We start from the raw sequence: 26,219 nt of genomic DNA, 5'->3' as shown, positions 1-26,219 counted from the left end.
CGTGCCGGTTGTGCTGGTCTCATCGTCCGCTGGCGAACCGGAGCCGCCGGGATTGTTGCTAGTCCCTTTCTGTGAGCTGCCGTTTTGGCCGCCAGCGCCGTGCCCTCCGCCGCCACTATGGCCACCAGAACCGTGGCCGCCGCCGTTCCCTCCGCCGTGCGGACCACCGGTTGCAGCTCCTGCGCAAACCACCGCGATCGAGCAAGCTAAGACGAAATACGCACAGGTGAATCCACGCGATTGACGCACGACGACCTCCATCGATGCGCAACCGTCCTTCCGCGGCGTGCAGTCAGAACGGCGCGAACCGCCGCTGCCCGAGCAACCTCGCGATTGCCGCGCCCCCGAAAGAACTAGGGGATGAATCCGGTGTATCAAGGATACTTAGCTGGTAGGGATCGATGAGATCGCTTGGCTGGCGAGTGCCACATCGCTGATGTCAAGGCCGCCTGGATAACGCCGCAGACGCCTTCATGACTCAATGGCTGAGTGGCTTGGCCGATGCCCCGGCGAAGGAAGATGCACAGATCAGCGAACACGCTTACCGCGGCTCAGGGCCAGCGCACCTCCTCCGAGCCATCGGCGACACCCACACGATGTCGGTAGACCATTTCCCAGCCTTTCCAACCTGTAAACAGGGGGATGAGAACCACGATCAACGACAGGATCAGCCCGGTGGGCACCACCGCCGCCTCGCCGTGGGCGTATCGCGAGTACCAGTTGTAGAGTTCGACCAGGACGACGACCACATTACCGCCCGCGTGGAGCCATGCATCACGCAGATTGCGGATCTGAACATCGCCCAAGACATCTGTCAGGCCGGCAAGCGCGGCCAAGGCGGCCATTATCAGGCCCGCCCCAAGCAGCCAAAGGCTGGCGGTGACCCATCCCGGATTGCCTGTTCGCCAGAAGATCAGGTCGCAAACGAAGGTGGCGACAAAAAAGGCGATCGGGAACGGAATAAGCATCGGGTGGATGGGATGGCCGGCAACACGTGCCGTGCTTTGTGGGTTGCGGCTCATGGTAGTGCCTCCAAAGGCAGCGCCCACCCCTTCGCGGCCTGCAGTGCATTCCTGAAAGACAGCGTACAAGCAAACGCTGGCACCAGATGAATGTTCCACAAGCCGGACGGCAGAGCCCCGCAGAGGCACGAAAGGCGTTCGCTTGAGCATTCGCCCGCCATGGCGAACCATGGCGGGACTTTCATGCGGCCAGACGGGATCACCCCGCCTCAGGCAACCCTTACCACAAAATGCTTGGTCACCGGCTCGATGATCTTCCAGGTGCCCTTGAAATCGGCTTCCACCACGAAGGCGTCGCCGGGACCCACTTCGACCGGCGTGCCGCCGTCGGGGGTGATGATGATGCGGCCGGCGATCATGTGCACGAACTCATAGTCGGTATAAGTCGCGTGATAGGTGCCGGGCGTCGCCCGCCACGTGCCCGACATCACCTTGCCGTCCTCGGTCGTGTGCTGGACGGCGGTCTGCATGGTCGGCCTGCCCTCGACCACGATCCAACCGGCGAGATCGCTGGCCTCCGCGTGTTCGACCGGGCCGAATTTGAAGATCGTCTGGTCTGTCATGTCAGGGCTCCGTCTGGTCAATTGTGCTGGCGTGATCTGCCTGGACGGTGGGATATCCGATGCACCCGCAACGGGCAATGCCGCCGCAAGCGGCTGACATCCCGGACAGTCGCCTCGACGAACGAAACTATGGCTTGTGCCTGGCCGAGACGAGTTCCGCCTTGCGCCGCGCCGTCTCCAGTCCGAGGCCGATGAAGGCGCGCGCATGCTTGGCGAGCGCCATGTTGTCCGTCCACAGATTGCGCCAGATGGCGGTCTTCTTCGACAGGTTCTCGTCGACGATCTCCGAGGAGAAGGATTCGAAGCTGAGATCGTCGCCATAGCCGATGGCCGTCAGCGCATCGAAGATCGCCGCGAAGTCGATGTTGCCGGTGCCGAGGAAGCCGCGATGGCTTTCGCCGATATGGACATAGCCGATCTTGGCCGCCGCGTGGCGGATGGCGAGCCCGACATCGGCCTCCTCGATGTTCATGTGGAACGTGTCGAGATGCAGGAAGATGTTGTCCGAGCCGGTGTCCTCGATGAAGGCGAGCCCCTGCGCCGCGGTGTTGAGCAGGTTGCTTTCGAAGCGGTTGACGATTTCGAGATTGAGCGTGACCCCGGCGGCCTTGGCCGTCTCGGCAACCTTGGCCAGCGCCGCCGCGCTGCGGTTCCATTGATCGCGTGTCGGCGCCTCGACCTGCAAGCCGTGGCTGGTCGACAGGATGCCGGCGACCTTGCGGCCGCCAAGGTCGCGCGTCAGCGCGATGGTCTGATTGAGGATTTCGACGCCGCGCGCCGCGACCGCCTTGTCGGCGCTCGATATGTCGCCATTGGTGGGCAGTCCGATGCTGATCGCCACCCCGAGCCCGAGATCGGCGATGCGCTTGGCAAGCCCGCCAATGTCGACATCGGCCGGGTCGAGATAGGAAAATTCGATCAGATCGAAGCCGGCCTCCCTGGTGTTGGCCAGCGTGCGTTCGAGCTCGCCTTGCGCCGAGCTTGCCGACCAGACGAAAGAATGGATTCCGATGCGCGACATGATCGTCTCCGGATTGCGGCGAAAAGGATGGGCGCGGCCGGGATCAACCGGCCGCGCTTGTTGAAATGATCAGCGGGCCGCGGTCCAGCCCTTGTAGTCCTTGAGGTTCTCGGCGGTGATCAGCTTGGGATCGAGCAGCACGGTGGCTTCCGCCGGCTTCTTGCCGGCCAGCAGCTCGGCCGCCATGGTCAGCGACTGGCCGGCCATCACATAGGGATCCTGCGAGGCAGAGGCCTTGATCATCGACTTGCCGGAAGCGAGCTCCTTTTCGATATCGGGCGCGCCGTCGACCGCGGTGATGATGAATTCCGAACGGTTGAGCTGCTTGGCGGCAAGCTGCGCGCCGATCGCCGTCGGATCGTTGATGGCGAACACCGCGTCGATCTTGTCGAAGCGGGTGAGCAGCGACTGGAATACCTTCAGGCCGCCGTCGCGCGAGCCTTCGGCATTCTGGTCGTCGGAGAGGATCTTGATGTCGGGATGCTGCGAAAGCACGTTCTTGCAGCCCTTCACCCGCTCCAGGATCGACGAAGACGCCGGGCCGTTGAGGATGACGTAGTCGCCCTTGCCGCCGGTGTTGTCGACCAGGTACTGGCAAGCCTCCTCGCCGGCCTTGACGTTGTTGGTCATCACGGTGACGTCGGCGCCCGGCGCCGAAACGTCGAACGCGGCAACGATGATGCCGGCGGCCTGCGCCTTCTTCACCGCCGGCGCGATCGCCTTGGCGTCGACCGCGTTGAGCATGATCACGTCGACACCGGCGGCGATGAAGGAATCGACCTGCGAAACCTGCTTGTTGAGGTCGTAGTCGGCCGATACCGACGTCACCTCGACCTTCGGGTTGATCTTCTTGGCAGCGTCCTCGATGCCCTTGATGGTGGCGACGAAGAAGGGGTTGCCGAGCAGGCCGACCGAGATGCCGACCTTGTTGAGGTCCTTGGCCGATGCCGGCGCGATGGCGACGGCCGCGAATGCGGCGCCGCAGAGCAGTTTGGCGATGGTCTTCATTACGCTTACTTCCTCCGATTGCCCGCGCCTCTCACGGTGCGTTACACAAGCCGGCATTTGCGCCGGCGACCAGGTCACTCACGTTCTTGCCCCTGCCTGGAGCCTGTAGCGGTCGAGGGCGACCGCCACGATGATGACCAATCCCTTGATGATGTACTGCCAGATGTCCGAGACCCCGGCCAAGATGAGCCCGTTGGAGAGCACCGCGATGATCAGGCCGCCGATCAGCGTGCCCCAGATCGAGCCGACGCCACCGACAAAACTGGTGCCGCCCAAAATCACGGCGGCGATGGCATCGAGCTCGTAGGACTGCCCGAGCTGCAAACCGTTGGCGGCGTAGAGCCGTGCCGCCGACATGGCGCCGCCGAGGCCGGCGAGCAGGCCCGAAACGCCATAGACGAAGAGCAGCACCAGCGGCACCTTGATGCCGGTCAGCCGCGCCGCCTCGGCATTGCCACCGACGGCGTAGATCCAGGTGCCGAGCACCGTGCGCTTGAGCACCAGCCAGGACAGCACCACCACCGCCAGCGCGATGACGACTAGCCAGGGAATGCCGAACAGCGACCCATTGCCGATGAAGTCGAATGGCAGGTCGGAGTTGAACACCGTCGTGTCCTGCCCGAGCAGGCGGGCAACGCCGCGCACCGCCGTCAGCGAGCCGAGCGTGACGATGAAGGGCGGCAGCTTGATGTAGGCGACGAGCAGCCCGTTGATGAGGCCGAAGCCGAGGCCGACGAGAATGGCTGCCGGTACGCCGAGCAGGCCCCAGTCCGGCACCAGCGACACCAGCACCGCCACCATCGCCGAGGCGGCGAGGATGGAGCCGACCGACAGGTCGATGCCGCCGGTCAGGATGACGAAGGTCATGCCGGCGGCGAGCACGATGTTGATCGACGATTGCTGCGTGACGATCAACAAGTTGGTCTGGGTGAGGAAGCGGGGATTGATGAACTGGAAGCCGGCCGCCAGCAGCACCAGCACCGGCAGCATGCCCAGCGCGGCGAAAACTGTGCGCAGCCGCCGGCTCCTGACCGCCGCCTGGTCCACTGCCGCCGTCCCGGTCGTCTTGTCGGTCGTTCTGTCGATCATTCCTGGGCCGCTCCCGTCGCAAGTTCCATGATCGCTTCCTGACGAAGCGGCTCGCCCCCGGATGCCGTCACCTCGCCCGATATGACGCCGTCGCGCATCACCAGTACGCGGTCGGCGACGCCGATCACCTCGGGCAATTCGCTGGAGATCATCAGGATGGCGATGCCCTGGTTGGCGAGATTGTCGATCAGCCGGTAGATCTCCGACTTGGCGCCGACATCGACGCCACGGGTCGGCTCGTCGAGGATGACGACCTTCGGCTCGGTCTCCAGCAGCCGGGCGAGCAGCACCTTCTGCTGGTTGCCGCCCGACAGCGAGCCGGCATTAGCCTGCGCCGAGCGGGTTCGGATCGAGAGATCCGCAATGGCCTTTGCCGCGCGACGATCGGCTGCGGTGAAGTCGCGGAATCCGCCCGCCCGTGCGTCCTTGGCCAGCACGCCCATGCTGATATTGTCGGAGATCGACATGTCGAGGAACAGGCCGAGTTCCTTGCGGTCCTCGGTGAGGTAGGCGATGCCGGCCTCGAGCGCCTCGCGCGGCGAGCCGATGGAGATCGGTTTGCCGTCGAGTTCAACCGTACCGGCGCTGCGCTTGTCGGCGCCGAAGATCAGCCGGGCGAGTTCGGTGCGGCCGGAGCCGACGAGACCGGCCAGGGCCAGCACCTCGCCCTTGTGGAGGTCGAACGAACAGTTCTTCAGCAGCCGGCCGTCGGACATGCCGCGCACCGAGAGCGCGACCGCACGCTTCTCGTCAGGTGGGCGATGGTCCTTCTTGTAGAAAGCCGAGAGGTCGCGGCCGACCATCATCGACACCAGCCGCGAGGCGTTGAGGTCGGCGCGCTCCAGCGTGCCGACATAGCCGCTGTCGCGCAGCACGCTGACGCGATCGGCGAGCTGGTAGACCTCTTCCATGCGGTGGCTGATGTAGATGATGGCGATGCCTTGCGCCTTCAGCGTCGCGATCACCTCGAACAGGCGGTCGGTCTCGCGCGAGGTCAGCGACGTCGTCGGCTCGTCCATGACGATGATGCGCGCATTGGTCGACAAAGCGCGGGCGATCTCGACCAGCTGGCGCTCGCCGAGCGACAGGCTGGAGACCAGGACGCGCGCCGAGAAGGAGACGCCGAGCCGGCCGACGATCTCGCTGGCGCGCCGGTTGCACTGCTCACGGTCGACGATGCCGAAACGCCGCGGCTCGTTGCCGAGGAAGATGTTCTGCGCCACTGTCAGGTTGGGCGCCAGCGACAGCTCCTGATAGATCACCGCGATGCCGGCAGCGCGCGCCTTGATCGGATCGCCGGTCGCGGCGGGCACGCCATCGATCAGGATCTCGCCGCCCGGATCCGGCCGATAGGCGCCCGACAGCACCTTCATCAGCGTCGACTTGCCAGCGCCGTTCTCGCCCATCAGCGCGTGCAACTCGCCGGCATGGACGCTGAGCGAGACATCGTGCAAGGCGCGGATCGCACCGAAGGTCTTGGAGATGTGGCGCATCTCCAGCACAGGCTGACGTGTCGTTTCGGGCTTGGCTGTCGCGGTCATCGCGCGCCTCCTACCGCTTTGCCCGCCGTGCCGCGGCCGGCGACGAGATCGCGCCAGTCGTCGCGGTAGCCGGCAAGGCCGGTGAAGCGCGCCGCTGTCACCGGTCCCGGTACCTCGGCGGCGAATTCACGCCCGACACTCTCGAAGGCGAGCGCTGCCGCACCCGTGGCGCTGCCCTCCAGCGAGGCGCCCTGCATGAAGGCTTGGCCGGGACGCAGTTGCGCCAGCAGTCCGGCAAGCAGTCCGCCAACGTTCAGCCCGCCATCGACGATGACAGTGTTTTGCGAATGGATCAGGTCGAGGCAGAGATCGACCATCAGTGCGACATAGAGCAGTGCCACGGCCGCGCGCTCCCCGGCATCGGGCATGCGCCCAAGCAGCCGGCCGGGACGATCCGGCATCGGCCCGCCCGGCGCGAAGCTCGGCAGCGCCATGATGCCTGCGCCGATTGCCTGCTGGATCGAGCCATTCGGGATCGCGCCTTGCCAGCCATCGCTGATGGCGGCGAATTCGCGCCCGCCCATGAAGCGGATGGTCGGCACCGGGCCGCCGTCGACATCGACATTGACCAGCATGTCGCGATCCTGGTCGAGTGCGTCGAGCGGGCAGTCGGGATTGAGCACGACGACCCAGGTGCCGGTCGACACCACGGTCAGCGGGCCAAGTTCCTGCCGGCGATAGGCATGGAGAGCCGCATTCGAATCGTGGACGCCGTTGTGGATGGCGACCGGCCGCGCCGCGCCGCCCAGACGCTGCTCGCCGATGACGGCGCCGGCACGCGCGAACGCCGGCATCCGGCCGCGCCAGCCTTCGGTATCCACCAGCGAAGAGAAATCACGCTTGCGCGGCGCCCACAAATGCGAATGGCAGCCGAGATAGGACACTTCGCAAACCGGCCTGCCGCCGAGACGCCAGCTCCAGTATTGCGGATAGCCGAGGATCGCTGTCGCCGCCGCGAATGCGTCGGGATCGACCTCCTGCAGCCACAGCATATGGCGGCCATAGTTGAAACCGAGCGGCAGGCGCGGCGAGAACGTCTCGGCGAAATCGGGAATGCGAGGATCGATCCGAGCGGCGATCTCGGCCGGCGGCTCCTGCTCGTAGTCGAGGATCGGATGCGTCAGCGCCTCATCGTCCACCAGGGCAAAGGTGCAGCCATGGCCGGATACCATCACCCCTTCGACACCATGGTTGTCGACCGCGTCAGTGACAGTGCTGAGCGCCCAATCGTGGAGGTCGGCCTCGTCAAGCACGCTGAAGCCGCTCTGGCGCGTCCATTTCGGCTGGGTCCGGCGCTCGTCGAGGATGCGTCCGTCCTGGCCGAAGACAAACAGCTTCGAATTGGTCTTGCCGAAGTCGAGCACCGCCAGTTTCATGGGACGGCTCCCAAGGTGGAAGCAATCCGCACCATGACGCCTGCGTCCTCCAGCATGCGTGCATCGGTATCGGAGAGGCCATCATCGGTGATCAGCGTGCCGATGCGCGACAGGGGCAGCGAGACATTGCGCGCGTGGATGGAAAGCTTGCGGCTGTCGGCCAGCACCACGATCTGGTCGGCGCACAGGCTGAGATCGACGATGGAGCGCACCAGCAGCGGGTGCGATTCCAGCAGCCCTTCCTGATTAAGGCCTTGCGCGCCCAGAAAGAATTTCGAGGCGTAGAAGGGAGTGGCTTGCGTCGGCGAATGGATGATACCGGGTTCGCGATGCAGCTCGCCGCCGGCAACCGTCAGGCTGCAATGGCCGTGATCGCTGAGATAGGCCGCGAGCGGCATCGAATTGGTGTAGAGCCGGATGTTGCGCTCGGCGAGCTTGACGCCGAGATGGAAACAGGTCGAGCCGCCATGGACGATGACCGCGTCGCCGTCGCGCACCATGGTAGCGGCAACGGCCGCGATCTGCCGCTTGGCCTCGACGGCGAGGTCACGGTTCTCGTCATAGGGCCGGGCATAGGCGACGCCCGCATGGGAAGCGCCGTCGAGCGCCGAGATGCCGCCATAGACCTTCCGGGCTTCCCCGGCTTCATCGATCCTGTCGATATCGCGCCTGACCGTCGCCGCCGAAACGCCGAGCCGCTCCTGCAGCTCGCGCACCGAGGCGAACGGGCGGTCCCGCAGCAGTTCGACGATCTGACGCTGGCGGCCGAAGTCGCTCAACACTTTCCTCCCGAAATGCCATTTTTCATGACAATTGGCGCAACTTACTCAACATTAGTCGGATTGCAAGCTGTTTTGAGGATAGTAGATCACTGTTGACGTAGATCACTCATATCTGCGATATCTCCGCCAAATGTCGGTCCCGGCGACGGGATTTCGTGCAGGGAGAAGAAGGCGCCATGGCAAACCAGGCTGATGCACAGGAACTGGCAGCCTTGCGGGCGCTTTCAGCCGGCATCGGGCTGAACCCGCACATGACCCAGGCGGCGGGCGGCAACACCTCGCTCAAGGCCGGCGACACGCTGTGGATCAAGGCTTCGGGCACATGGCTGAAGGATGCGCTCAGCGACGACATCATGGTGCCGGTAGCGATGGCGCCGTTGCTCAAGGCGGTCGAAGAGCGCAATCCGGCAGCCGACAAGCCGCAGGCCTTTGCCATCGATGAACTCAATCCGCGCGGCCTGCGCCCATCGATCGAGACCACGGTGCATGCCTTGATGCCACAGCGCGTGGTCCTGCACGTGCATTGCGTCGATACGATTTCGCTTGCCGTGCAGGCCAATGGCGAGACTGAGGTCGCTAGGCGGCTGGACGGCATCGAATGGGCCTATGTCCCCTATTTCCGGCCAGGTCTGCCGCTCGCCCGCGGCATTGCCGAGAAGCTGCGGCCCGGTGTCGATGTGCTGATCCTTGGCAATCACGGACTGGTCGTCGCCGCCGAAACCGTGGCCGAGGCTGACCTTCTGCTGCGCCGCGTCCGGTCGCTGCTGGCGCGGCCGGCACGCGTTACCGCCGCGCCAGATATCGTGGCCCTGACAACGCTTGCCGGCGACAGCGTCTACCGATTGCCGGCGGATATCGAGGCGCATGCGGTCGCGCTCGATCCGGAAAGCCGCCGCATGGCCGAGGCCGGCAGCCTCTATCCGGACCATGTCATCTTCCTCGGCCGGGGCTCGGTCGTGGCCAAGCCAGGCGAGGACGCGGCCGGCGTCGTCGCGCGGCTCGGCGCCGCACCAGTGGCGATCCTGTTTCCCGGCGCCGGCGTCCTGATGCGCGGCGACGCCAGCGCCGGCGCCGATGCCATGCAGCGTTGCCTCGCCGACGTGACGGCACGCGTCGACGTCGCGGCGCGGCTGAACTATCTCACCGCCGCCGAAAACGACGAACTGGTCAACTGGGACGCCGAGCAGTATCGCCAGAAGCTCAACGCGGCCGGCGGCTAGCAAAGGACTGACATGATGCCTCTTGTCATCGGCATCGACATCGGCACGTCGGGCGCGCGCGCCGTCGCCATGCGTCCGGACTTTTCCATTGCCGGCCAGTCCGCTGTCCGCCTCGACACGTTCAGCCAGGATCCACGCGCGCCCTCGGCATGGTGGCAAGCGGTCCAGGCGGCGCTGACGGAGCTGCTTTCAGGCATCGACCGCGCCACGGTTCGCGCCATCGCCATCGACGGCACGTCGGGCACGCTGCTGCCGGTCGACGTCGCCGGGCGGCCGCTGGCGGAACCGCTGATGTACAACGACAAGGTCGCCGACGACGGTATCCTGGCCGCGATCGCGCGCGAGGCACCGGAGGCTAGCGCCGCCCACGGGGCGACGTCGGGCCTCGCCAAGGCTTTGCTGTTCCAGCATCTGCCCGGCATCGCGGCGGTGCAGCACCAGGCCGACTGGATTGCCGCAAACCTGTCCGGCCGCTTCGATGTCAGCGACGAGAACAACGCGCTGAAGACGGGCTATGACGTCGAGGCCCGGCGCTGGCCGGACTGGATCGCGGCCACCGGCATGCACATGGACTTGCTGCCGCGCGTGGTCGAGCCCGGCGATATCACCGGCACCCTCACCCCAGCCATGGCGGATCTGTTCGGCCTGCCGCGCGACGTGGCCGTGGTTGCCGGCACCACCGACGGCTGCGCCTCGTTCCTGGCGACCGGCGCCACGGCCATCGGCGACGGCGTCACCGCACTGGGATCCTCGCTGACCATCAAGATCCTGTCCGACCGGCCGATCTCGGCGCCGCGCTTCGGCATCTACAGCCATCGCCTCGGCGACACCTGGCTGGCGGGCGGCGCCTCGAATTCCGGCGGCAAGGTACTGGCCCAGCATTTTCCGCTCGCGCGGATCATCGAACTCAGCGCGGCGATCGACCCTACGACCGAGACTGGCCTCGATTACTATCCGCTGAGCACAGCGGGCGAACGGTTCCCGATCGCCGATCCAGCATTGCCGCCGCGCCTCACCCCTAGGCCGGCAGACGACGCCGACTATCTCAAGGCGATGTTGGAGGGCATGGCCGCGATCGAGGCGCTCGGCTACGGCAGACTGGCGGAGCTTGGCGCACCTGCGCTGACATCGGTCAGGAGCGTCGGCGGCGGCGCGGCGAATCCGGCATGGACGGCGATCCGGCAGCGCAAGCTCGGCGTCGATTTCCTGCCCACGCTCTCCGACGAGGCTGCAGCCGGCACCGCCAGGCTGGCGCTGAAGGGCGCGGCCAAGGCAGGGCTGGCATGAGCGCGAAAAGGATCGAACGTCTCGACGGCATCGCGCCGCTGGCTGAGCGTTATCAGGTTTTCCTGCTCGACCAGTTCGGCGTGCTGCATGACGGCCAGGCCCCTTATCCCGGCGCGGTGGCGGCATTGTCGGCGCTGAAGCACGCCGGCAAGACAGTGGTGCTGATTTCCAATTCCGGCAAGCGTGCCAGGCCCAACGAGGAGCGCCTGCTCAAGCTCGGCTTCGTCGCCGGAAGCTGGGACCATTTTGTGTCCTCCGGCGAGGTGGCATGGCGCTCCTTCAATGACATGGCGGCATCGGGAAGGCTGCGGCCCGGGACAAAATGCCTGCTGATCAGCCGCGACAACGACCGCACGGCGATCGACGGCCTGCCCTTTGTGCTGACCGAGGCCGGCGAAGACGCCGAACTGGTGCTGATCTCGGCCAGCGAGGGCGACCGTTACGACCTCGACCATTACCGCAGGCTGCTGGCCGCGGCAGCGGCACGGCAGGTGCCATGCTTCTGCACCAATCCCGACAGGATCATGCTGACAGCGGTCGGACCCCGCTTCGGCGCCGGGGAACTCGCCGATCTCTATGAAAGCCTTGGCGGCAGCGTCACCCGCATCGGCAAGCCCTATCCGGCGATTTTCGACGCCGCGCTGGCGCTGGCCGGCGCGCCGAACCGTGACAGCGTGGTTTGCGTCGGCGACAGCGTCGAGCACGACATAGCGGGCGGAAATGGCGCCGGCGTCGCCACGGCGCTGGTGCTGAGCGGAATCCTGGCCGACACATCGGATCTTGCCGCCGTTTTCGACGAGCAGCAGGCCTGGCCGGACTACATCACGGCTTCCTTCAGCTTCCGCTGACCGCATCGAGCATGCGCCTTGCGCTTTCCTCGTCGGTGATCAGGATCGTCGGCGCGATCAGGTTCATGGCGCCGAGCAGCGCCGCTGTCTTCTCCTCGCCGCCGGAAGTGAGGATGCGGATCGGCGCCTTGCGCAGGCGATCGACATCCACCGACATCACATGGCTATTGACGGGATGGTCGACCAGGTCGCCGTTGCGGTCATAGAAATGGAATAGAAGGTCGCCGACCGCGCCACGCGCAAGCAGGGCCTCCCGGTCCGCTTCCTTGAGAAAGCCGCCGCGCGAGAAGGTGGTGGCCGAAGCGATGCCGCCAACGCTCAGCAGGACGGCATCGAGCGCGTCGGCCATTTCGAAAATCTCCTGCAGGCCGCAGCGCTCGACCAGCGCGATCTTGGTCTCGACGCTGTCGACGACGGCCGGTGTCGGCATCAGATAGCCGTCACCCTGGAAGATCTGGGCGAAGCGCCAGGCGAACTCGGCCGGGTTGACCCGGCGCGCGACGCCAACACCGCCAAGCAGCGATATCACGCTGAAATCGGTCAGCGACTTGGCGCTGATGAACGGCAAAGTGTGGAACAGCGTTACACCCCAGCCGACACCGACCCGCATGCCCGATTTCATCGCATCGGACAGGAACATGCCGGTCTTGGCGGCGATTGCCGGGATCGGATCGGCATTGGCCGCCGTCAGCGGCGCCACGAGCGCCTGCTGCAGGCCGAAGGTCCTTTCGAGCGCACGCTCCAGCCGCACGATCTCCAGGAGCTCGCTCTCGATGGTGATCTTCACCTCGTTGCGCGCGCGGGCCTCCGCCAGCATGCGCACGATGGTGACGCGGCCGACGCCGAGCACGTCGGCGATCTCGTTCTGCGTCATCTGCTCGACGAAATACATCCAGGCGGCGCGGATCCTGAGGCGATCCGTCCGGCTCTCGCTGGCGACCTGCTCGGTCGCTCCGGCTCCTATCCGCCCCTCGTCGGCCCGCCCCTCTCCGGTTTGTCGTCGCCTGCCCAAATCATTCCTCCCCCGCAGCGATGGACCAGCACCCCATTGCCGATTCTGCATGCCGTTTTAGTATCGCCTATTGATCTGCCAATCGATAGGAACAATGTAGTGTTGGTGGCTGGCTGCTGCTGACGGCCCTCCACGGCACTTTCGAGGCGACCCGCGATGCTCCGACAAATCTCCGAAGATGTCCGCGTCAACCTGAAGGACCGGTTGCGGGAAGTCCGCGACATCATCCGCCAGAGCCGCCATGACGGCACCGGCGACGCCAGCCTGCTGCGCGAAGCCACCAGCCATCTGCCGCCGTTTCCGGGCAAAGGCATCGAAGGCCTGCTCAGCCACGCCGCGAGTGCCGTCGACGAAGCCCTGTCGATCGCCGAATCCTTTGTCCCGCACGAGCGACCGATCAAGGTCGACGGAACGACCGTAAAGGGCCTCGGCACCTATTTCCCGGCCGGAAACGAGGACCGGCAGTTGAGCGCGGAGCGCCTGTTCCGGCGCGACATGTACTATCTGACCAAGGCGGTGCTTGCCGGGCTGAAGATCGACAATGCCCGTATCCATGAAGCCGATTTCGCCGCCGTTCATGCCACGATGCGCAAGCGGCATGGCGATCTGCTGGCTGCGCTGACCGCGCCCGGTGCCGGCCTGCAGGCGATCGCGGCCACCTGTTCGGCGCTGCTGGTCGAGTGCCTCGCCCAGCGCCCGGTCCGTTTTGGCGAAGCCGCCCCGGAAACGACGGCGGCGGGTGACCGGGCACTCGACATAAGCTGTCTGGCACCGGTCGTCTTGGCTTGCGGCCTGGCGACGACCGGCCGCGACGGCGCGCCGGAGCCCGACATGCTGGAGATCGCGATCCTGGCGGCCGATATACGTCACGACCGCATCGTTCAGGCCTGCGGCAGGGCGAGCCCGATCGCCGAACTGACCCCTGTCTTTGCCACCTTGCTTGCGCATTTGCCGTAGCTCAGGGATTTAGTCCCCGGCCATGGCCGTGATGGTCTTCTTGGCGCGCTGGATCGAGGCCGGGCTCATCGAAAGTTCGGTCAGTCCCATCTCGACGAAGGTGGGAATGAGATCCGGCCGCCCGGCAGCCTCACCGCACATGCCGACCATGATGCCGGCGGCGACGCCGGCCTTGGCCGTCAGCTCGATCGCCGACATGACGGCCGGATTGGTGACGTCGTTGAGCTTGGCCACCGTAGGGTTCAGCCTGTCGGCGGCCATGATGTACTGGGTCAGGTCGTTGGTGCCGATCGAGAAGAAGGCCACTTCTTTTGCCAGCGCCGGCGCGATCAGCACGGCGGCCGGGGTCTCGATCATCACGCCGAGGTCGAACGTTGCGTAAGGTACGCCTTCGGCCTTCAGCTCGGCGGCGCATTCATCGACCAGTGCGCGGGTGCGCGTGACTTCGGAAATATCGGACACCATCGGCAGCATCACCTTGATGTTGCCGTGCACGGCTGCCCGGAGCAGCGCCCTGAGCTGGCGCTTGAAGATATCGGGCCGGTCGAGGCACATGCGGATGCCGCGCCAGCCGAGGAAAGGATTCTCCTCGTCGGGGAATTCGATGCCGGCAATCGGCTTGTCGCCGCCGATGTCGAGCGTGCGCACGATGACCGGGTAGGGTGCGAAGGCCTTGGCCAGCGCCGCATAGGTCTCGGCCTGCATGTCCTCCGAGGGAAGATGCATATGGCGCATGAACAGAAGCTCGGTTCGGAACAGGCCGACACCCATCGCGCCGGCTTCCTGCGCCGCCTCGATCTCTTCCAGCGAGCCGATATTGGCGGCGACCTCGATAACCTTGCCGTCGGCGCGCTTCGGCGTCACCGTCTTGAAGACGCTAAGCCCGGCACGCTCCTTTGCCGCCGCTTCGACGCGGCCGGCGAAATTGGCGCGCACCGCCGCATCGGGGTCGACGATCACCTGGCCGCTATTGCCATCGAGCGCCACCTCTTGGGCGGCACGCAGGGCATTGATCTGGTTGCCGAGGCCCAGCACCGCCGGAATGCCATGCGAGCGGGCGATGATGGCGATGTGGGAGGTGGCGCCGCCATGGCCGCAAACCACCCCGCCGATGCGTTTCAGCGGCGCGCGCGCCAGATCCCAGGCGCCGATGTCGTCGGCGATGAGAATGGCGCCTTCGGGAATATTTTCCAGGCTGACGTCGTCTTGGCCCAGCAGCACCAGGCAGATCTGCCGCCCGACGGCATGGACATCGTCGGCCCGCGCATTGAGATAATGGTCGTCGACGGCGCTGAAATCGGCGGCGATGGTAGAGGCGGCGGTGATGACGGCCGAAACAGCATCATTGCCGCCCCTGATGGCTTTTTCGGCCTCGCCGGTCAGGCTGTCGTCGGCGGCGATATCCCTGAGTGCGGCGACGATGCCGCGATCTCCGGCCGACAGGCTGTCCTGCGCCAACGCCCGGTCCATGCGCGCCTGGACCGCGGCAATGGCGGCGCGAAACCTGTCGATCTCGCCGGCGATCTCATCGGCCTGCAACAGGCGGCCCTGCCCGGCAATGTCAGGCGGGAAATGTGCGAAGGCCGGACCGATGGCGACGCCTTCGCTTGCGGCGACACCGCGCAGACCCCTGGCTTCGCTTGATACCGCCGGCGCGGAATGAGGCGCTGGCACTGGCTCGCCTTCGCGCCAGGCATCATTCGCTGGGGTCTGCGGTTCTTCATCGTCGAGACCGGCCTTGGGGTTTTCCAGATAGCCGATCAGCGCCTCGATGGCCTCGATGGCGTCGGCGCCGTTCGCCCGCACCGTGACTTCCTGGTTTTCCTTGACCGCCAGCAGCATCAGCTTGACGGAACTCTTGGCGCTGACCGCCTTGCCGTCTTTGACCAGCTCGACATCGGATTCGAAGCCCTTGGCGAGCTTGACGAACCGCGTGGCGGGACGGGCGTGCAGACCTTCATGCACTCTGACGATGGTCGAGCGTTCCATGGCAAATACTCTGCTTTTTTGAGCGCCAAAACCAGATGGGTCGCGGCGCGATGCTTTCAGGCGGCGATGGTGATGATCGCGTCTGTCTTCAGGGCGGCCACGAGCGCTTGTGTATCGACCTGCGAAGCACAGATCTCGCCCGGCCTCTCGGCCTCGCTGGCGCCGCTGAAGGAGATGACGACGTGGCCCATCTCGAGGACCTTGCTCCATGCGCTGGAGCCGACCGCGGTTATGGTCGCGGAAACATCGCCAAGGGTGATCGACGCGCCCTTCTGGGGCGCGCCGTCGCTGGGTCCGTGCTCCATCTTGTGGAGCACGGAAACCTCGGCGAGCTCCGGCGGCGAGCCATCCGCGAACAGGATGACCACGCCCCCTTCGGCAAGGTCCGCCACTTCGGGTCCGATGGCTGTGACCCGTGTTCTCAACAGAACCGTCATATGGCGAACCTCATTTTCCAACTCTCCTGAGATAGAGTGGCTCATCGTTTTATGGAAACGGCGAGCCACTCTATCTCTTTTGTTTTGAAGCAATTCCGGACGGAAAACCGTGGAACACTTTTCCTGGAATTGCTTCTTAGAACACGATCAGGCTGACGACCCAGGCGATCAGCACCGAGACCGGACCCATGATCTGGCGGCTGATGAGCACCGCCGGCACACCGATTTCGATCGTCTTCGGCTTGGCTTCGCCCAGCGCCAGGCCGACCGGAACGAAGTCGCAGCCGACCTGGGTGTTGTAGGCAAACAGCGCCGGCAGGGCCATCGCCGGCGAAATCGTGCCGTTGGCGATCTGCGGACCGATGATGGCGACGCCGATGACCTGCGCGATGACCGCGCCTGGCCCGAGGATGGGCGACAGGAACGGCAGGCCGCAGATCGCCGAGATGATCAGCAGGCCGACGATGTTGTTGGCCAGCGGTCCCATCGGCTGGGCCAGCACGTCGCCGATGCCGGTGTACAGGATCAGGCCGATGAGCATGGTCACGAAGGCCATGAACGGCAGCACGTTGCGCACGACCTGGTCGATGGTGCGGCGGCCGGAATTGAAGAAGATGCCGACCACACGACCCATGACGCGGCCGATCGAGCTGATCAGGCCGATAAGCCCGCCTTCGCTCGGCAGCGGCTGTGGTGCCGCGGCTGCATTGCTATTGCTTGAACCCATCGATGCTGCTCCCCCCGCAGTGGTGACCGTTTCGGATCCGTCCGCCATTGTGACGTTGGCCGGCTTCACGCCCGAAACGTAGATGTCTTCCGTGATGAACTGGGCGAGCGGCCCAGCCTGGCCGACCGGCGTCAGGTTGACGGTCGGGATGCGCTTGCGCGGGTAGACGCCGCAGCGGGCGGTACCGCCGCAATCGACGACGACGACCGCCATCTCGCCTTCGACAGGCGGCGCCTTGAAGCCGTCGACAGCCGTGGCGCCGGTCATGTCGGCGATAAGTTGGGCCACGGGATGAATGCCGCCGCCGGTGACGGAGACGACCTTGTCGCGCTGCGCTGTCGGCTCGATGACGAGCGGGCCGCCCCAGCCTGTGTTGCCCCTGGAGATGCGTACGGCTTTGTATGTCTTGGCCATGATGTCCTCCCGCCCTTACAGCTCGACGCCCTGGCGGCGTGCCATGATGGCGGTGATGCGCTCGGTCAGCATGCCCTTGAGCAGGATGACGACGAGGCCGACGATGGCGTACCAGATCGCCACCTTGACGTGGTAACCGGCAACGACCGCACCCTTCTTTTCCAGCTCCAGAAGCGCGACGAGAATGCCGCCCCAGACGAAATATTCGCCGGGATTGATGTGCGGGAACAGGCCAAGCGGCGGATGCACGTAGGACACGGCCGCGTCATAGAAGGCCGGCTTGTGCTTTTCTTCCAGGAACGATCCGAACGTATAGGCCATCGGATTGGTGAGGAAGAACACCGCCAGCAGCGGCAGCAGCGTGTAGCGCGTCAGCGCGATACGGCCGGCGCCGCGCGCCAGGCCGTGCACGCGTTCTTCGCCGACCAGCTCGGTGACGGCGTAGAAGGCGGTCATCAGCACCACCAGCGTCGGAATGATGCCGGTGACGAAGCCGGCGAACACTTCGCCGCCCTTCTGGAAGATGCCGATGAAGTATTTGCCGATGGCGGTCAGCCAGCCGAGCTGCTCTTCCTGCTGGACCTCTTTCAGCTTTTCCTTGAACTGATCGACGGTGATCGGTCCGCTGTCCGCCTGTGCGAGGACAACGAGATGGTCGGAGGCATGCTCGACGGCGAGCTTGCCATGCAAAGCAGCATCCGAGACCATGGCACCTGCGACATGCAGATTGTGCACGGCCATGTCGGCATGCTGCGCCAACAACGAAAATACAGACATTTCTCCTCCTTATGCCGCCCGCCGGTTTATCCCAGTCGGTGCGCGGCGTGCTTTAGGCCCTTGCTACGTTCAAACCGGATAGGCCCGGCTTCTTCCCCGGCTCCGACCGTGCTTTGTCGATCTGCTCGATCGCGCGCTTCACGGCCTCGGCCACACCGGGTTCCCCCTCCCCCATGATTGCAGGGTTGGACCGGAGTCGATCGAGGGCAACGCCCTCGAATTCCTGAAATCTCTTGAATTTGGTGAAGACGGAACGGCCGCTCATCACCATCACGCGGCGCACGACCAGGTCAGGCGTCACCACGACCAGCGCGATGGTGCCCTTGGCCAGCCGGCCGCGAAAATTGCCGGCTCCGACAAAGCCATCCTTGTACTGGTCGGTGACACCGCGGAAGACATCCGAATAGTGCCGCATCTGCAGCCAGACGCCGAGCGACTGCAGCGCCCACACAATAACCAGCAGAAGCAGTCCCCACTGCCAAATCGCCATTCGGTTCTCCTCCCGAAGCCTCAGTTGAAGCGCACCTTGGACCGGCGCGCGACAACAGCAAAGTGAGAACATTTGTTTCCGCGAATGTCAATATGTATGATATTGACCCTGGTCACGGTCATCCACAGGGCCGTCGGCCGATTTCGGCGGCGGCATGGCTGTGCTAGCCTGTGACGAAACGGGATGCGTGAAATGGAACTGCCCTTCAGGGACGAACTGGCCCTCATGCCCGACCTGCGCCACCGGTTGCGGCAGCTGCGCTGGTTCCGCGCCACCTTCCGCGGCAGCGCCAAGGTGGTCTCGGACACGTTCGGCGTGCGTTTCGAGATCGACGAGGCGAAGCTGACCCGGGCTTTTCTCGACTGGGTCGAGATCATGGAAGAGCAGAAGCGCTTCGCCGCGGTCGACCGCGCCGACTTCATCGTCTTTGCCGCCGGCCTCGTGCTGCGCGAATTGATCAAGCAGGCACCGGCCAGGGAAATCTCGGGCCTCGAGCAGCTCATCGAGACGGACCAGAACGCCGGCACGCTGGAAATCATCCGCTTCTGGCCGGAAGGGTTCCTCTACACCAACTACTGCGTCTCGGTCATTTCGGCGATCTACGAGCAGGAATTCGGCACGGCACCCAGCATCGACAAATGTGCCGACGATCTGCGTACCTGGTGGTCCTATCGCGAGAACGTCACCGAGATGCCGGCCTATGCGGTGGCTTTCCTCGACCGCTTCCTGGGTGCGGAACCGAACTGGATCACGCCGGACCGCGCGCAGTCCCGGCAAGCCATGCAACGGGCGCTCGGATCCGCCCGCGCCAGCGACGCGCTGCGCCAGCTTTGACCCCACCACAAACATCGCGCTATTGAACATTTGACTTTTTGCCGATAGCGATGTGCGAAATCGAGTCCGGAGAGAAGCGCGTGGCGCGACCAAGGCCCATCATTTTCGATTGCGACGGCGTCCTCGTCGACAGTGAGCCGCTGGCCGCCAGGGCCTATGAGCGCGTCTATGAAAAGCACGGCATGCCGGGCGTCCATGGCGGCATCATCGCCCAGTGCGTCGGCATGAAGCAGTCCGACATCATCATCCGAATCAAAGAGTTAACCGGCCACCAGTTTCCCGCTTCGGCGGCCAGCGACATCTGGGCCGAGACCAAGATCCTGTTCTCCGAGGAATTGAAGCCGACACTAGGAATTGCCGCGTTCTTGGAAACGCTCGAGGGCGACCGCTGCGTTGCCTCGTCATCGTCGGTCGAGCGCATCAACCACAGCCTTGCCGTCACTGGTCTGGCAGGGTTTTTCGGCGACGCGATCTACAGTTCCTCGATGGTCAAGAACGGCAAGCCCGCGCCGGACATCTTCCTGTTCGCCGCCGCCAGGATGGGCGCCAATCCGGCGGACTGTATCGTCATTGAGGATTCGCCCTTCGGCATCCAGGGCGCGGTCGCCGCCGGCATGACGGCGATCGGCTACACCGGCGGCGGCCATACCTATGCCGAGCATGGCGCGCGGCTGATGGCGGCCGGCGCCGATTTCGTCTGCGCCGACTGGCAAGAAGTTAGCCGGCAATTGTCTGGACTCGGCGTGCCCGCCTAATTTAGCGATTAGAGCAATTCTAAAGAGGCCGCGGCCATTGGCTGCGTGGGATCACAGGGCCGACACGGAAGTTGAACGACAAGACCCTCGTCGCCTCGGTGTCGACCTCGCACCGGAAGCTCAGCTGGTACCAAGTGGTCATCGTGCTGAAGGCGGCCTCCGGTCGGCTGAGAACGTTGCCTGCCTTAAGCGGAATGGTTGGCAGCCATTTGGGAGAATAGTCGGCCTGCTGCAATTCCTGGTTCAGTACGTTGGCGCAAAGGTTGGCAATGCGCTGATCGCGCGGCACGTTCTCCATGGAGCTTGTGGCGAACGCATTGCCGGTTGCCCCCTGCGAGTAAAGCTTTCTAACGCCCGGAAGGCCGGAATAGACCGGCGATCCCGCAACCTCGTTGTTCGTCGAACCTGGCTTCCCTGCATTCCCGCCTGGGGCCTTCAAGGCTCTTGCGGATTTGAACTTCATAGGCTTTGAAGGTTTGGGCTTTGCCTTTTCGGCCGAGGCTGGAGGCGCCGGCTTACCACCGGTCTCAGCCTCCAATGGCTTTGGCGTCACGACCGCTTGCTTTTCGGCGGGTTGCGGTGCGACCTCCGGCGGCTGTTTGTCAGTATCCTCGGCCGCCTGCTTCTCCTCGCTTTGCGCGGGCCTTTCAACCGGCGCAACGGTCGCCGGCTTCTCGTCAGGCTTGCTGGGCTCCGCCTTCTGCTGTGGCGTTGCAGCCGGGACGGGCTGGGTCGGCGCGGGTGCTACAGGCGGCTTCGCCGCCTCATCCTTGGCCGGCGACGGCGTGTTGGGCTTGGCGCTGCTACCGTCGAGTGATTTCTCCGGCCCGGTATCTTTCTGGCCGTATTGGAAAACGCGCTTCAGAACCTCGTCGTTTGGTGGTTTCGGCGGTTCCGGAGGCGGCTTTTGTTCAGGCGGCTTTTCAGCCTTCTTCTCAGGTTTCGGCTCCGGTGGCTTTGGCGCAGGTTTCGGCTTAGGCGTCTCGGGCGGCGGCACGATCGCGACATTGACGGGCTGTTCCTGCTGATCCGGCTGCTGCTCGGATCTCGGCAGGCCAAAGAACAAGAACCCTGCGATCAAGGCATGCAGGATCAGCGATGCGACCAAGGCCCATCGCCAACTGCGAACCCATTCTCGTATCTTGCCGTTCATTGCGCCCGATGTGGAATGAAATAACGGCGGCTTCAAGCATAAGCATTGGATTGACGCGATTTAGCCGCTGACAGGTTGGTGATCCACGGTCGCGGGCCGGAGAGACTAAAGTGCTGGCACGGTTCAAGCGGCTCGACGATCCAGACCTCGGATCAGCCAGCTTGCCGCTGGCTCGGGATCCCGTCGAGAAACCGTTCGTCCAGCCGCGTTTCGCCAAACCAGTTCAGCCGGTTGATGCTGACAAAGCCGGCATCGATCGCCGCGTTCTCGTCGCCCGGCTCGCTTGCATGGGCACGACCGCGCGGCACGGTAATGACGGTGCGATCGGCATCGCTTTCCAGAATTTCGGCGGTGCGGCCAATCTTGTCACGGCCGATGCGCGGCTGCCGGATTTCGGCCGGCAGCGAAGTCGGCAGGTTGACGCTGAGCCAATGTCCCTCGCTCGTCCAATCCCCGCGCGATTGCCACAATGAAGCAATCAACGTGCCGAGCCAGTGGTCGTCGCCATCGGTAAAATCAGGATTCTTCACACGCGAAAAGCCGATCGCCGGGACGCCCCAGAAGGTCGCTTCCCGCGCAATGCCGAGCGTGCCTGAATAGGCGAGGTCTTCGGCGACGTTGCGGCCGTCATTGACGCCCGACAGCACGAGGTCCGGCTTCTTCTCATCGGCAAACAGCCATGTCATCGCACTCACCACGCAATCGGCCGGGGTGCCGGAGCAGGAGTACCAGTTCGGCTTGACGCGCCGCATCGTCAAAGGTCTCGCGATCGTCAGCGACGACCCGGCGGCGGTGCGCTTGCCATCGGGCGCCACCACCCAGACATCATCGCTCAGACCGGTGACCGCGTTGACGAGACGGGCAAGTCCCGGCGCTTCGATGCCGTCATCATTGCAGATCAGGATTCTCATTGTTTACTCCCCAGAGCATGGTGCCGAAAAGTGTGAAGCGGCTTTTCGGACGACATCATGCTCGATCTCCTTGACTTAGAGCCGGCACCGCGATGCGCTGGCCGGTACGGCATTGCGTGCGCAGCGACGGGATGTGGGTTTTCAGGTCATTCAGAAGATCGGTCGTGCAGGAATGACCGAGCGCGTCGGGCCGTCCCGCCTTCTCCCAGATACCGACATTGCCCGACAGCGTCGGATGGGTGGGCATCCGCACCCAGTCGGCACGGCCGGCCTTGTGCAGGAGATCGCCCGGTGAACCGGCGGGCAGGTGTCCGGTGAGCAGCACCGGCAACCCGGCTTGGTCGGCGCGCGGCAGAAGGCGCGACGACGGACCGGCCGCACCCATGCCGTCATCCGCGAGCAGCGGCAAGGCCGGCAATGTGTCGTCATCGGCCCAGTCGGCGGCGCTTGCCAAGCGGGCACGCAGCAGTTCGCAAACGCCGGGCAGCAAGGCCGTCGTGGCGCCGATCTGCGCTTCCAGCGACGTGCGCATGCCGGCGTGGATGGCAAACGGCCCCGGCAAGGCCGCGATCAGCTCCAGCGATCGTCCCGACAGCGGCGTCGGCAGCAGGCACCCATCTGAATGCCTTGCCACCCACTGCGAGATTTCGCGCGCCCGCGCCGCTCCCGGCACAGGGTCGGCGCCGTAGGAGGCATCGAAGACCAGGAGATCGCAATGGGGGATCGTATCCATGACGAAGACGTTGCTGTCCGGCACGACATCGGCCGAATAGGCGACACGGCTTTTCCCGTCATCGACGGCGAACCAGACGCCGCCTACGACATGCCCCGACCGTCCCGTCCTGATCGTCAGATTGCCGCTTTTCAGCGTATCGCCGGGTTCGAAGATTTCGATACGATCGTCTGGAATTGGAAAACGCTTGAAGTCCGCGGGGTCGGCATAGGCGGCAAGTGTCGCCGGCGCCTCTTCGCGGGTTTCGGCCGTCATGAAGATCGGGCCGGCATAGCCGCGCGACAGCAGCCAGCTCAGCGCCCCGACATGATCCTCATGCGCATGCGAGACGAAGACCGCGTCGATGTCGGCGACCGACCCGTCGAGCGCCGGATAGTATTCCGCCCCCGAGGCACCAACCTTGATGCCGATATCGAGCAGAATGCGATCACTGCCGCTGCTGACGGCGAGGCTGGTGCGGCCCTTTTCGCCAAAGCCGCCAAACAAGTCCAGCATCATCACGATGCTGCCCCCGGGATCAGCCAACCGGACTTTATGCGCAGCCGTGCCTGGGCTCCGCTCTCCAGGATCACCGGATCGGGCTGTTCGAAATGCAAGGTGAGATCGGGACCGGCGGAAGGCGTGAATTCGATGCGCGCGGCACCACCCTGGTAGATCACCCGCTTGACGAGGCCGTCAAAGCCGGGTCCGTCAGGCGAAACGTCGAGATCGGCCGAGCGGCAGCATATCTTTGCGCCGGCGCGTGGCTGCTCACCGGCCCGGCAGCGAACGACCAACTCGGCTCCGAGAACCCTGACCTTGCAGTGACCGGCATCTTCGGCGCTCAGCACATCGGCAGGAAGCAAAATTCCATGCGAAATGAAGGAGGCCACCATCTCATTTGCCGGCTCATGATAGAGCTCGCGCGGCGTCGCCAGCTGCGCAAGGCGCCCATGATCCATCACCGCGATGCGGTCGGCCAGCGCCATCGCCTCGGCCTGGTCGTGGGTGATGTACACGATGGTCGTGCCCGTGCGCTTGTGGAAGGCGGCGAACTCGTCTTCCATCGAGGCTCTCAAATGCACGTCCAGATTGGCGAGCGGTTCGTCGAACAGCACCAGTGACGGCGCGGCGACCAGACAACGCGCCAAGGCAACGCGCTGACGCTGGCCGCCGGAGAGATTGGCGGGCCTGCGCTCGCCCAAGCCCTGCAGGTTGACCAGGGTGAGTGCGTCCTCGACCTTCCGGCGCGCCGCCGCTTTGTCGAGCTTCGCCACTTTCAGCGAATAGCCGATGTTTTCGGCGACCGTCATATGCGGCCACAGCGCGTAGTTCTGGAAGACGATGCCGACGCGCCGCTTTTCCGGCGCGACGCTGCCGCCCTTGGCCGACACGATCTGGCTGCCGATACGGATCTCGCCTGACGTCACTTTCTCGAATCCGGCGACGAGCCGCAGCAGCGTGGTCTTGCCGCAGCCGGACGGCCCGAGCACCGCCAGGAACTCGCCGTCGGCGACGTCGATCGATACGTCCTTCAGGGCGTCGAAATCGGCGAAGCTCTTGGTTACATGGTCCAGGGTCAGTCGCGCCATGGCAGAACTCCACTCGGAAGATGAGGGGCAAGCAGATTGGTCACCAGCATCAGCACGAAGGTGACCGCGACCGTGATGACGGACATCGCCGCCGCGTAGTTGGAATCGCCGCCCTGCTCGAAGGAAAACATCACCACGCCGATCGTCTCCGACCCGGACGACCACAGCAGCGCCGAGACGGTGAGTTCGCTGAGCGCCGTCATGAAGATCAGCAGTCCGCCGGCGATCGCCGCTGGTGCCACCAGCGGAAAGATGATGGTGCGCATGCGCGTGAACAGCCCGGCGCCCGCCACTTGCGCCGCTTCCTCCAGCGCCCGGTCGATCTGGTGATAGCCGCTGATGGTCGGCCGCAGAGCCAGCACCAGGAAGCGGGCAAGGTAAGCGTAGAGGATGATCCAGACCGTGTTGTAGAGCTGGATGCCGGTCAGCGGGATCGGTCGCAGGAAGAGCAGCAGCGAGGCGATCGCCAGCACCACGCCGGGCAAGGCATAAGGCAGTTCCACCGACAGATTGAGCAGCCGCACCCAGCGCTGCTTGCCCCAAGCGATCAGATAGCCGATCGGCACGGCGACGAGCACCGCGAAGAAGGCCGTCGCGATCGACAGCCAGAAACTGTTGAAGAAGGCGCGGCTCGCCGCATCGTGCTCGAATAGCACGAAGCGATAATTGTCGAGCGTCGCCGTCTTGGCGGTGAGCGCAATGCCGTAGCCGGGCACCAGCGAGGTCAGCATCAGCCCGAACAGCGGCAGGAATAGCACCAGCACGATCAGCAGCCACATGCCGGCCTGGACGGCGGGGCGCCAGCAGCCAAGCTCGTAGGGTTCGGCCGACAGCGAGGTGGAGCTGATGCGGTAGTCGCGGCGGCGGCTCATGAGCTCCTGGGCGAGAATGCCCGCCATGGCGATGACGCCGATCAGCACCGAAAGAAAGGCCGTTTCGCCAAGCACGGCGGGGCCGCCGCCGGCCAGCTTCTGGTAGATGAGCGTCGGCAGCACGAGATAGTTGGCGGGAATGCCGAGGAAGGCCGGGATGCCGAAATTGCCGACGCAGGACACGAAGGCCAGTGCCGCCGCGGCCATGATCGACGGCGTCATCAGGGGCAGCACGATGGTGACCAGCACGGTGAACCAGCCGGCGCCGCCGGCGCGCGCCGCCTCGACCAGTTCGCGCGGCAGCTTGCGCAGGCCGGCACGCACCAGCAGGAAGACCAGCGGACCATACTGCACGCCGAGCAGCAGAATGATGCCCGATGTCGAATAGAGTGGATTTTTCGTGCCGAGCGGCGGTGCCGCGCCGAATAGCTTGAGAAACGGACTGGCCGGGCCGAACAATTGCAGCCAGGCCAGAGCCGTCACCTGCGGGGCGATCATCAGCGGCATGACGTAGCAAAGCACCAGGGCGCTTCGGCCGCGAATGTCCGTCAGCGAGACGAGAACTGCCACCAGCGTTCCCGACAGCACCGCAAGCAGGGTGCCGCCTATGCCGACGACCAGCGTATGCCAGGTGGCGATCCAGGTCGCCGGGCTTCTCAGCCCGGCCTCGATGGCCACGGTCGACATCGTGCCGCCGGGCGCCACGATCTCCTTGACGAGCCGCAGCATCGGCAACAGGGAAAGCAGTACGATGACGACGGCCACCGCCGCCGTCAGGGCCATTTCCTGGCCCCGACTTTCCCTTATCCGTGTGGACATGATTGATTTTC

At 64.8% G+C, this 26,219-nt stretch carries 25 protein-coding genes; 6 read left to right on the top strand and 19 right to left on the bottom strand.

Annotated features, from left to right (window positions below):
- Nucleotides 1–551: 551 nt before the first annotated feature.
- From MESOP_RS07580 to MESOP_RS07545, 8 genes are all read right to left on the bottom strand, one after another.
- Complete coding sequence (locus MESOP_RS07580) at nt 552–1,022, bottom strand: DUF2231 domain-containing protein (RefSeq protein WP_013892749.1); 471 nt, start codon at nt 1,020–1,022, stop codon at nt 552–554.
- A 209-nt stretch (nt 1,023–1,231) separates the two neighbouring features.
- A complete protein-coding gene (locus MESOP_RS07575) occupies nt 1,232–1,585 on the bottom strand; it encodes a cupin domain-containing protein (protein ID WP_013892748.1) in 354 nt (117 codons plus the stop codon).
- 127 nt (nt 1,586–1,712) lie between these two features.
- Nucleotides 1,713–2,606: a sugar phosphate isomerase/epimerase family protein gene (locus tag MESOP_RS07570; RefSeq protein ID WP_013892747.1), complete on the bottom strand. Its 894-nt coding sequence runs from the start codon at nt 2,604–2,606 to the stop codon at nt 1,713–1,715.
- 69 nt (nt 2,607–2,675) lie between these two features.
- Nucleotides 2,676–3,614, bottom strand: coding sequence for an ABC transporter substrate-binding protein (locus MESOP_RS07565; RefSeq protein WP_013892746.1), 939 nt, complete (start codon nt 3,612–3,614; stop codon nt 2,676–2,678).
- A 78-nt stretch (nt 3,615–3,692) separates the two neighbouring features.
- Nucleotides 3,693–4,703 carry an ABC transporter permease subunit gene (locus MESOP_RS07560; RefSeq protein WP_013892745.1) on the bottom strand — a complete coding sequence of 337 codons (1,011 nt, stop codon included), beginning with the start codon at nt 4,701–4,703 and terminating at the stop codon, nt 3,693–3,695.
- On the bottom strand, nt 4,700–6,244 hold the full coding sequence (locus tag MESOP_RS07555) for a sugar ABC transporter ATP-binding protein (RefSeq protein ID WP_013892744.1): 1,545 nt from the start codon (nt 6,242–6,244) through the stop codon (nt 4,700–4,702). The genes MESOP_RS07560 and MESOP_RS07555 overlap by 4 nt, the downstream gene beginning before the upstream one ends.
- The gene (locus MESOP_RS07550) at nt 6,241–7,620 is read right to left on the bottom strand and encodes an FGGY-family carbohydrate kinase (RefSeq protein ID WP_013892743.1); all 1,380 of its coding nucleotides are present in this window, start codon (nt 7,618–7,620) and stop codon (nt 6,241–6,243) included. Before MESOP_RS07550 ends, MESOP_RS07555 begins: the two co-directional genes overlap by 4 nt.
- Nucleotides 7,617–8,399 carry a DeoR/GlpR family DNA-binding transcription regulator gene (locus tag MESOP_RS07545; RefSeq protein ID WP_013892742.1) on the bottom strand — a complete coding sequence of 261 codons (783 nt, stop codon included), beginning with the start codon at nt 8,397–8,399 and terminating at the stop codon, nt 7,617–7,619. The genes MESOP_RS07550 and MESOP_RS07545 overlap by 4 nt, the downstream gene beginning before the upstream one ends.
- A gap of 179 nt (nt 8,400–8,578) precedes the next feature.
- Here MESOP_RS07545 and MESOP_RS07540 point away from each other — a divergent pair, with 179 nt between their 5' ends.
- Genes MESOP_RS07540 through MESOP_RS07530 form a run of 3 tightly spaced genes read left to right on the top strand, consistent with a single transcriptional unit; the run spans nt 8,579 to nt 11,757 of the window.
- Nucleotides 8,579–9,622, top strand: coding sequence for a class II aldolase/adducin family protein (locus MESOP_RS07540; RefSeq protein ID WP_013892741.1), 1,044 nt, complete (start codon nt 8,579–8,581; stop codon nt 9,620–9,622).
- A 12-nt stretch (nt 9,623–9,634) separates the two neighbouring features.
- Entirely contained in the window at nt 9,635–10,909 is a 1,275-nt protein-coding gene (locus tag MESOP_RS07535) for an FGGY-family carbohydrate kinase (protein ID WP_013892740.1), read from the top strand.
- Nucleotides 10,906–11,757: a TIGR01459 family HAD-type hydrolase gene (locus tag MESOP_RS07530; protein ID WP_013892739.1), complete on the top strand. Its 852-nt coding sequence runs from the start codon at nt 10,906–10,908 to the stop codon at nt 11,755–11,757. The genes MESOP_RS07535 and MESOP_RS07530 overlap by 4 nt, the downstream gene beginning before the upstream one ends.
- Here the strand turns inward: MESOP_RS07530 and MESOP_RS07525 are convergent.
- Nucleotides 11,744–12,769: a sugar-binding transcriptional regulator gene (locus tag MESOP_RS07525; RefSeq protein ID WP_013892738.1), complete on the bottom strand. Its 1,026-nt coding sequence runs from the start codon at nt 12,767–12,769 to the stop codon at nt 11,744–11,746. The genes MESOP_RS07530 and MESOP_RS07525 overlap by 14 nt on opposite strands.
- Nucleotides 12,770–12,925: 156 nt before the next feature.
- Between MESOP_RS07525 and MESOP_RS07520 the strand changes: the two genes are divergently transcribed.
- Nucleotides 12,926–13,726, top strand: a complete 801-nt coding sequence (locus tag MESOP_RS07520) for a hypothetical protein (RefSeq protein ID WP_013892737.1) — start codon at nt 12,926–12,928, stop codon at nt 13,724–13,726.
- A gap of 9 nt (nt 13,727–13,735) precedes the next feature.
- Here the strand turns inward: MESOP_RS07520 and ptsP are convergent, their stop codons facing one another.
- The 5 genes from ptsP to MESOP_RS07495 all read right to left on the bottom strand — a co-directional run bounded on the left by ptsP (nt 13,736) and on the right by MESOP_RS07495 (nt 18,560).
- On the bottom strand, nt 13,736–15,715 hold the full coding sequence (gene ptsP, locus MESOP_RS07515; protein WP_013892736.1) for a phosphoenolpyruvate--protein phosphotransferase: 1,980 nt from the start codon (nt 15,713–15,715) through the stop codon (nt 13,736–13,738).
- A 56-nt stretch (nt 15,716–15,771) separates the two neighbouring features.
- Complete coding sequence (locus tag MESOP_RS07510) at nt 15,772–16,152, bottom strand: PTS glucitol/sorbitol transporter subunit IIA (RefSeq protein ID WP_013892735.1); 381 nt, start codon at nt 16,150–16,152, stop codon at nt 15,772–15,774.
- Between the two features lie 136 nt (nt 16,153–16,288).
- Complete coding sequence (srlE, locus tag MESOP_RS07505) at nt 16,289–17,293, bottom strand: PTS glucitol/sorbitol transporter subunit IIB (RefSeq protein WP_013892734.1); 1,005 nt, start codon at nt 17,291–17,293, stop codon at nt 16,289–16,291.
- Between the two features lie 15 nt (nt 17,294–17,308).
- The gene (srlA, locus tag MESOP_RS07500) at nt 17,309–18,070 is read right to left on the bottom strand and encodes a PTS glucitol/sorbitol transporter subunit IIC (RefSeq protein ID WP_013892733.1); all 762 of its coding nucleotides are present in this window, start codon (nt 18,068–18,070) and stop codon (nt 17,309–17,311) included.
- A 52-nt stretch (nt 18,071–18,122) separates the two neighbouring features.
- Nucleotides 18,123–18,560, bottom strand: coding sequence for a transcriptional regulator GutM (locus MESOP_RS07495; RefSeq protein ID WP_013892732.1), 438 nt, complete (start codon nt 18,558–18,560; stop codon nt 18,123–18,125).
- Between the two features lie 192 nt (nt 18,561–18,752).
- Between MESOP_RS07495 and MESOP_RS07490 the strand changes: the two genes are divergently transcribed.
- Both MESOP_RS07490 and MESOP_RS07485 read left to right on the top strand, forming a co-directional pair.
- Entirely contained in the window at nt 18,753–19,394 is a 642-nt protein-coding gene (locus tag MESOP_RS07490; RefSeq protein ID WP_013892731.1) for a hypothetical protein, read from the top strand.
- A gap of 80 nt (nt 19,395–19,474) precedes the next feature.
- On the top strand, nt 19,475–20,149 hold the full coding sequence (locus tag MESOP_RS07485; RefSeq protein WP_041164562.1) for an HAD family hydrolase: 675 nt from the start codon (nt 19,475–19,477) through the stop codon (nt 20,147–20,149).
- Nucleotides 20,150–20,168: 19 nt separating this feature from the next.
- On the opposite strand, the gene MESOP_RS07480 is transcribed toward MESOP_RS07485, so the two are convergent.
- The 5 genes from MESOP_RS07480 to MESOP_RS07460 form a co-directional block, all read right to left on the bottom strand.
- Nucleotides 20,169–21,302 (bottom strand): DUF930 domain-containing protein, encoded by a 1,134-nt coding sequence (locus MESOP_RS07480; RefSeq protein WP_013892729.1) that lies wholly within the window; start codon nt 21,300–21,302, stop codon nt 20,169–20,171.
- 152 nt (nt 21,303–21,454) lie between these two features.
- Nucleotides 21,455–22,213, bottom strand: coding sequence for a 5'/3'-nucleotidase SurE (locus MESOP_RS07475; protein WP_013892728.1), 759 nt, complete (start codon nt 22,211–22,213; stop codon nt 21,455–21,457).
- A 55-nt stretch (nt 22,214–22,268) separates the two neighbouring features.
- On the bottom strand, nt 22,269–23,444 hold the full coding sequence (locus MESOP_RS07470; RefSeq protein WP_013892727.1) for an MBL fold metallo-hydrolase: 1,176 nt from the start codon (nt 23,442–23,444) through the stop codon (nt 22,269–22,271).
- The gene (locus MESOP_RS07465) at nt 23,444–24,517 is read right to left on the bottom strand and encodes an ABC transporter ATP-binding protein (protein WP_013892726.1); all 1,074 of its coding nucleotides are present in this window, start codon (nt 24,515–24,517) and stop codon (nt 23,444–23,446) included. The genes MESOP_RS07470 and MESOP_RS07465 overlap by 1 nt, the downstream gene beginning before the upstream one ends.
- Nucleotides 24,505–26,208, bottom strand: a complete 1,704-nt coding sequence (locus MESOP_RS07460; RefSeq protein WP_013892725.1) for an ABC transporter permease — start codon at nt 26,206–26,208, stop codon at nt 24,505–24,507. Before MESOP_RS07460 ends, MESOP_RS07465 begins: the two co-directional genes overlap by 13 nt.
- Nucleotides 26,209–26,219 lie beyond the last annotated feature (11 nt).

The organism is Mesorhizobium opportunistum WSM2075 (genome assembly GCF_000176035.2).
In the GTDB taxonomy this organism is placed as follows: domain Bacteria; phylum Pseudomonadota; class Alphaproteobacteria; order Rhizobiales; family Rhizobiaceae; genus Mesorhizobium; species Mesorhizobium opportunistum.
This window is presented reverse-complemented; position numbering and strand designations above follow the sequence as displayed.

Excerpts from the sequence above, each read along its gene's own strand:
- MESOP_RS07550 (WP_013892743.1), bottom strand. The coding sequence starts at position 7,620 with ATGAAACTGGCGGTGCTCGACTTCGGCAAGACCAATTCGAAGCTGTTT.
- MESOP_RS07465 (WP_013892726.1), bottom strand. The coding sequence starts at position 24,517 with ATGGCGCGACTGACCCTGGACCATGTAACCAAGAGCTTCGCCGATTTC.
- MESOP_RS07540 (WP_013892741.1), top strand. The coding sequence starts at position 8,579 with ATGGCAAACCAGGCTGATGCACAGGAACTGGCAGCCTTGCGGGCGCTT.
- MESOP_RS07460 (WP_013892725.1), bottom strand. The coding sequence starts at position 26,208 with ATGTCCACACGGATAAGGGAAAGTCGGGGCCAGGAAATGGCCCTGACG.
- MESOP_RS07535 (WP_013892740.1), top strand. The coding sequence starts at position 9,635 with ATGATGCCTCTTGTCATCGGCATCGACATCGGCACGTCGGGCGCGCGC.
- MESOP_RS07530 (WP_013892739.1), top strand. The coding sequence starts at position 10,906 with ATGAGCGCGAAAAGGATCGAACGTCTCGACGGCATCGCGCCGCTGGCT.
- MESOP_RS07510 (WP_013892735.1), bottom strand. The coding sequence starts at position 16,152 with ATGACGGTTCTGTTGAGAACACGGGTCACAGCCATCGGACCCGAAGTG.
- ptsP (WP_013892736.1), bottom strand. The coding sequence starts at position 15,715 with ATGGAACGCTCGACCATCGTCAGAGTGCATGAAGGTCTGCACGCCCGT.
- srlA (WP_013892733.1), bottom strand. The coding sequence starts at position 18,070 with ATGTCTGTATTTTCGTTGTTGGCGCAGCATGCCGACATGGCCGTGCAC.
- MESOP_RS07495 (WP_013892732.1), bottom strand. The coding sequence starts at position 18,560 with ATGGCGATTTGGCAGTGGGGACTGCTTCTGCTGGTTATTGTGTGGGCG.
- MESOP_RS07565 (WP_013892746.1), bottom strand. The coding sequence starts at position 3,614 with ATGAAGACCATCGCCAAACTGCTCTGCGGCGCCGCATTCGCGGCCGTC.
- MESOP_RS07570 (WP_013892747.1), bottom strand. The coding sequence starts at position 2,606 with ATGTCGCGCATCGGAATCCATTCTTTCGTCTGGTCGGCAAGCTCGGCG.
- srlE (WP_013892734.1), bottom strand. The coding sequence starts at position 17,293 with ATGGCCAAGACATACAAAGCCGTACGCATCTCCAGGGGCAACACAGGC.
- MESOP_RS07490 (WP_013892731.1), top strand. The coding sequence starts at position 18,753 with ATGGAACTGCCCTTCAGGGACGAACTGGCCCTCATGCCCGACCTGCGC.
- MESOP_RS07480 (WP_013892729.1), bottom strand. The coding sequence starts at position 21,302 with ATGAACGGCAAGATACGAGAATGGGTTCGCAGTTGGCGATGGGCCTTG.
- MESOP_RS07575 (WP_013892748.1), bottom strand. The coding sequence starts at position 1,585 with ATGACAGACCAGACGATCTTCAAATTCGGCCCGGTCGAACACGCGGAG.
- MESOP_RS07520 (WP_013892737.1), top strand. The coding sequence starts at position 12,926 with ATGCTCCGACAAATCTCCGAAGATGTCCGCGTCAACCTGAAGGACCGG.
- MESOP_RS07475 (WP_013892728.1), bottom strand. The coding sequence starts at position 22,213 with ATGAGAATCCTGATCTGCAATGATGACGGCATCGAAGCGCCGGGACTT.
- MESOP_RS07555 (WP_013892744.1), bottom strand. The coding sequence starts at position 6,244 with ATGACCGCGACAGCCAAGCCCGAAACGACACGTCAGCCTGTGCTGGAG.
- MESOP_RS07560 (WP_013892745.1), bottom strand. The coding sequence starts at position 4,703 with ATGATCGACAGAACGACCGACAAGACGACCGGGACGGCGGCAGTGGAC.
- MESOP_RS07580 (WP_013892749.1), bottom strand. The coding sequence starts at position 1,022 with ATGAGCCGCAACCCACAAAGCACGGCACGTGTTGCCGGCCATCCCATC.
- MESOP_RS07470 (WP_013892727.1), bottom strand. The coding sequence starts at position 23,444 with ATGATGCTGGACTTGTTTGGCGGCTTTGGCGAAAAGGGCCGCACCAGC.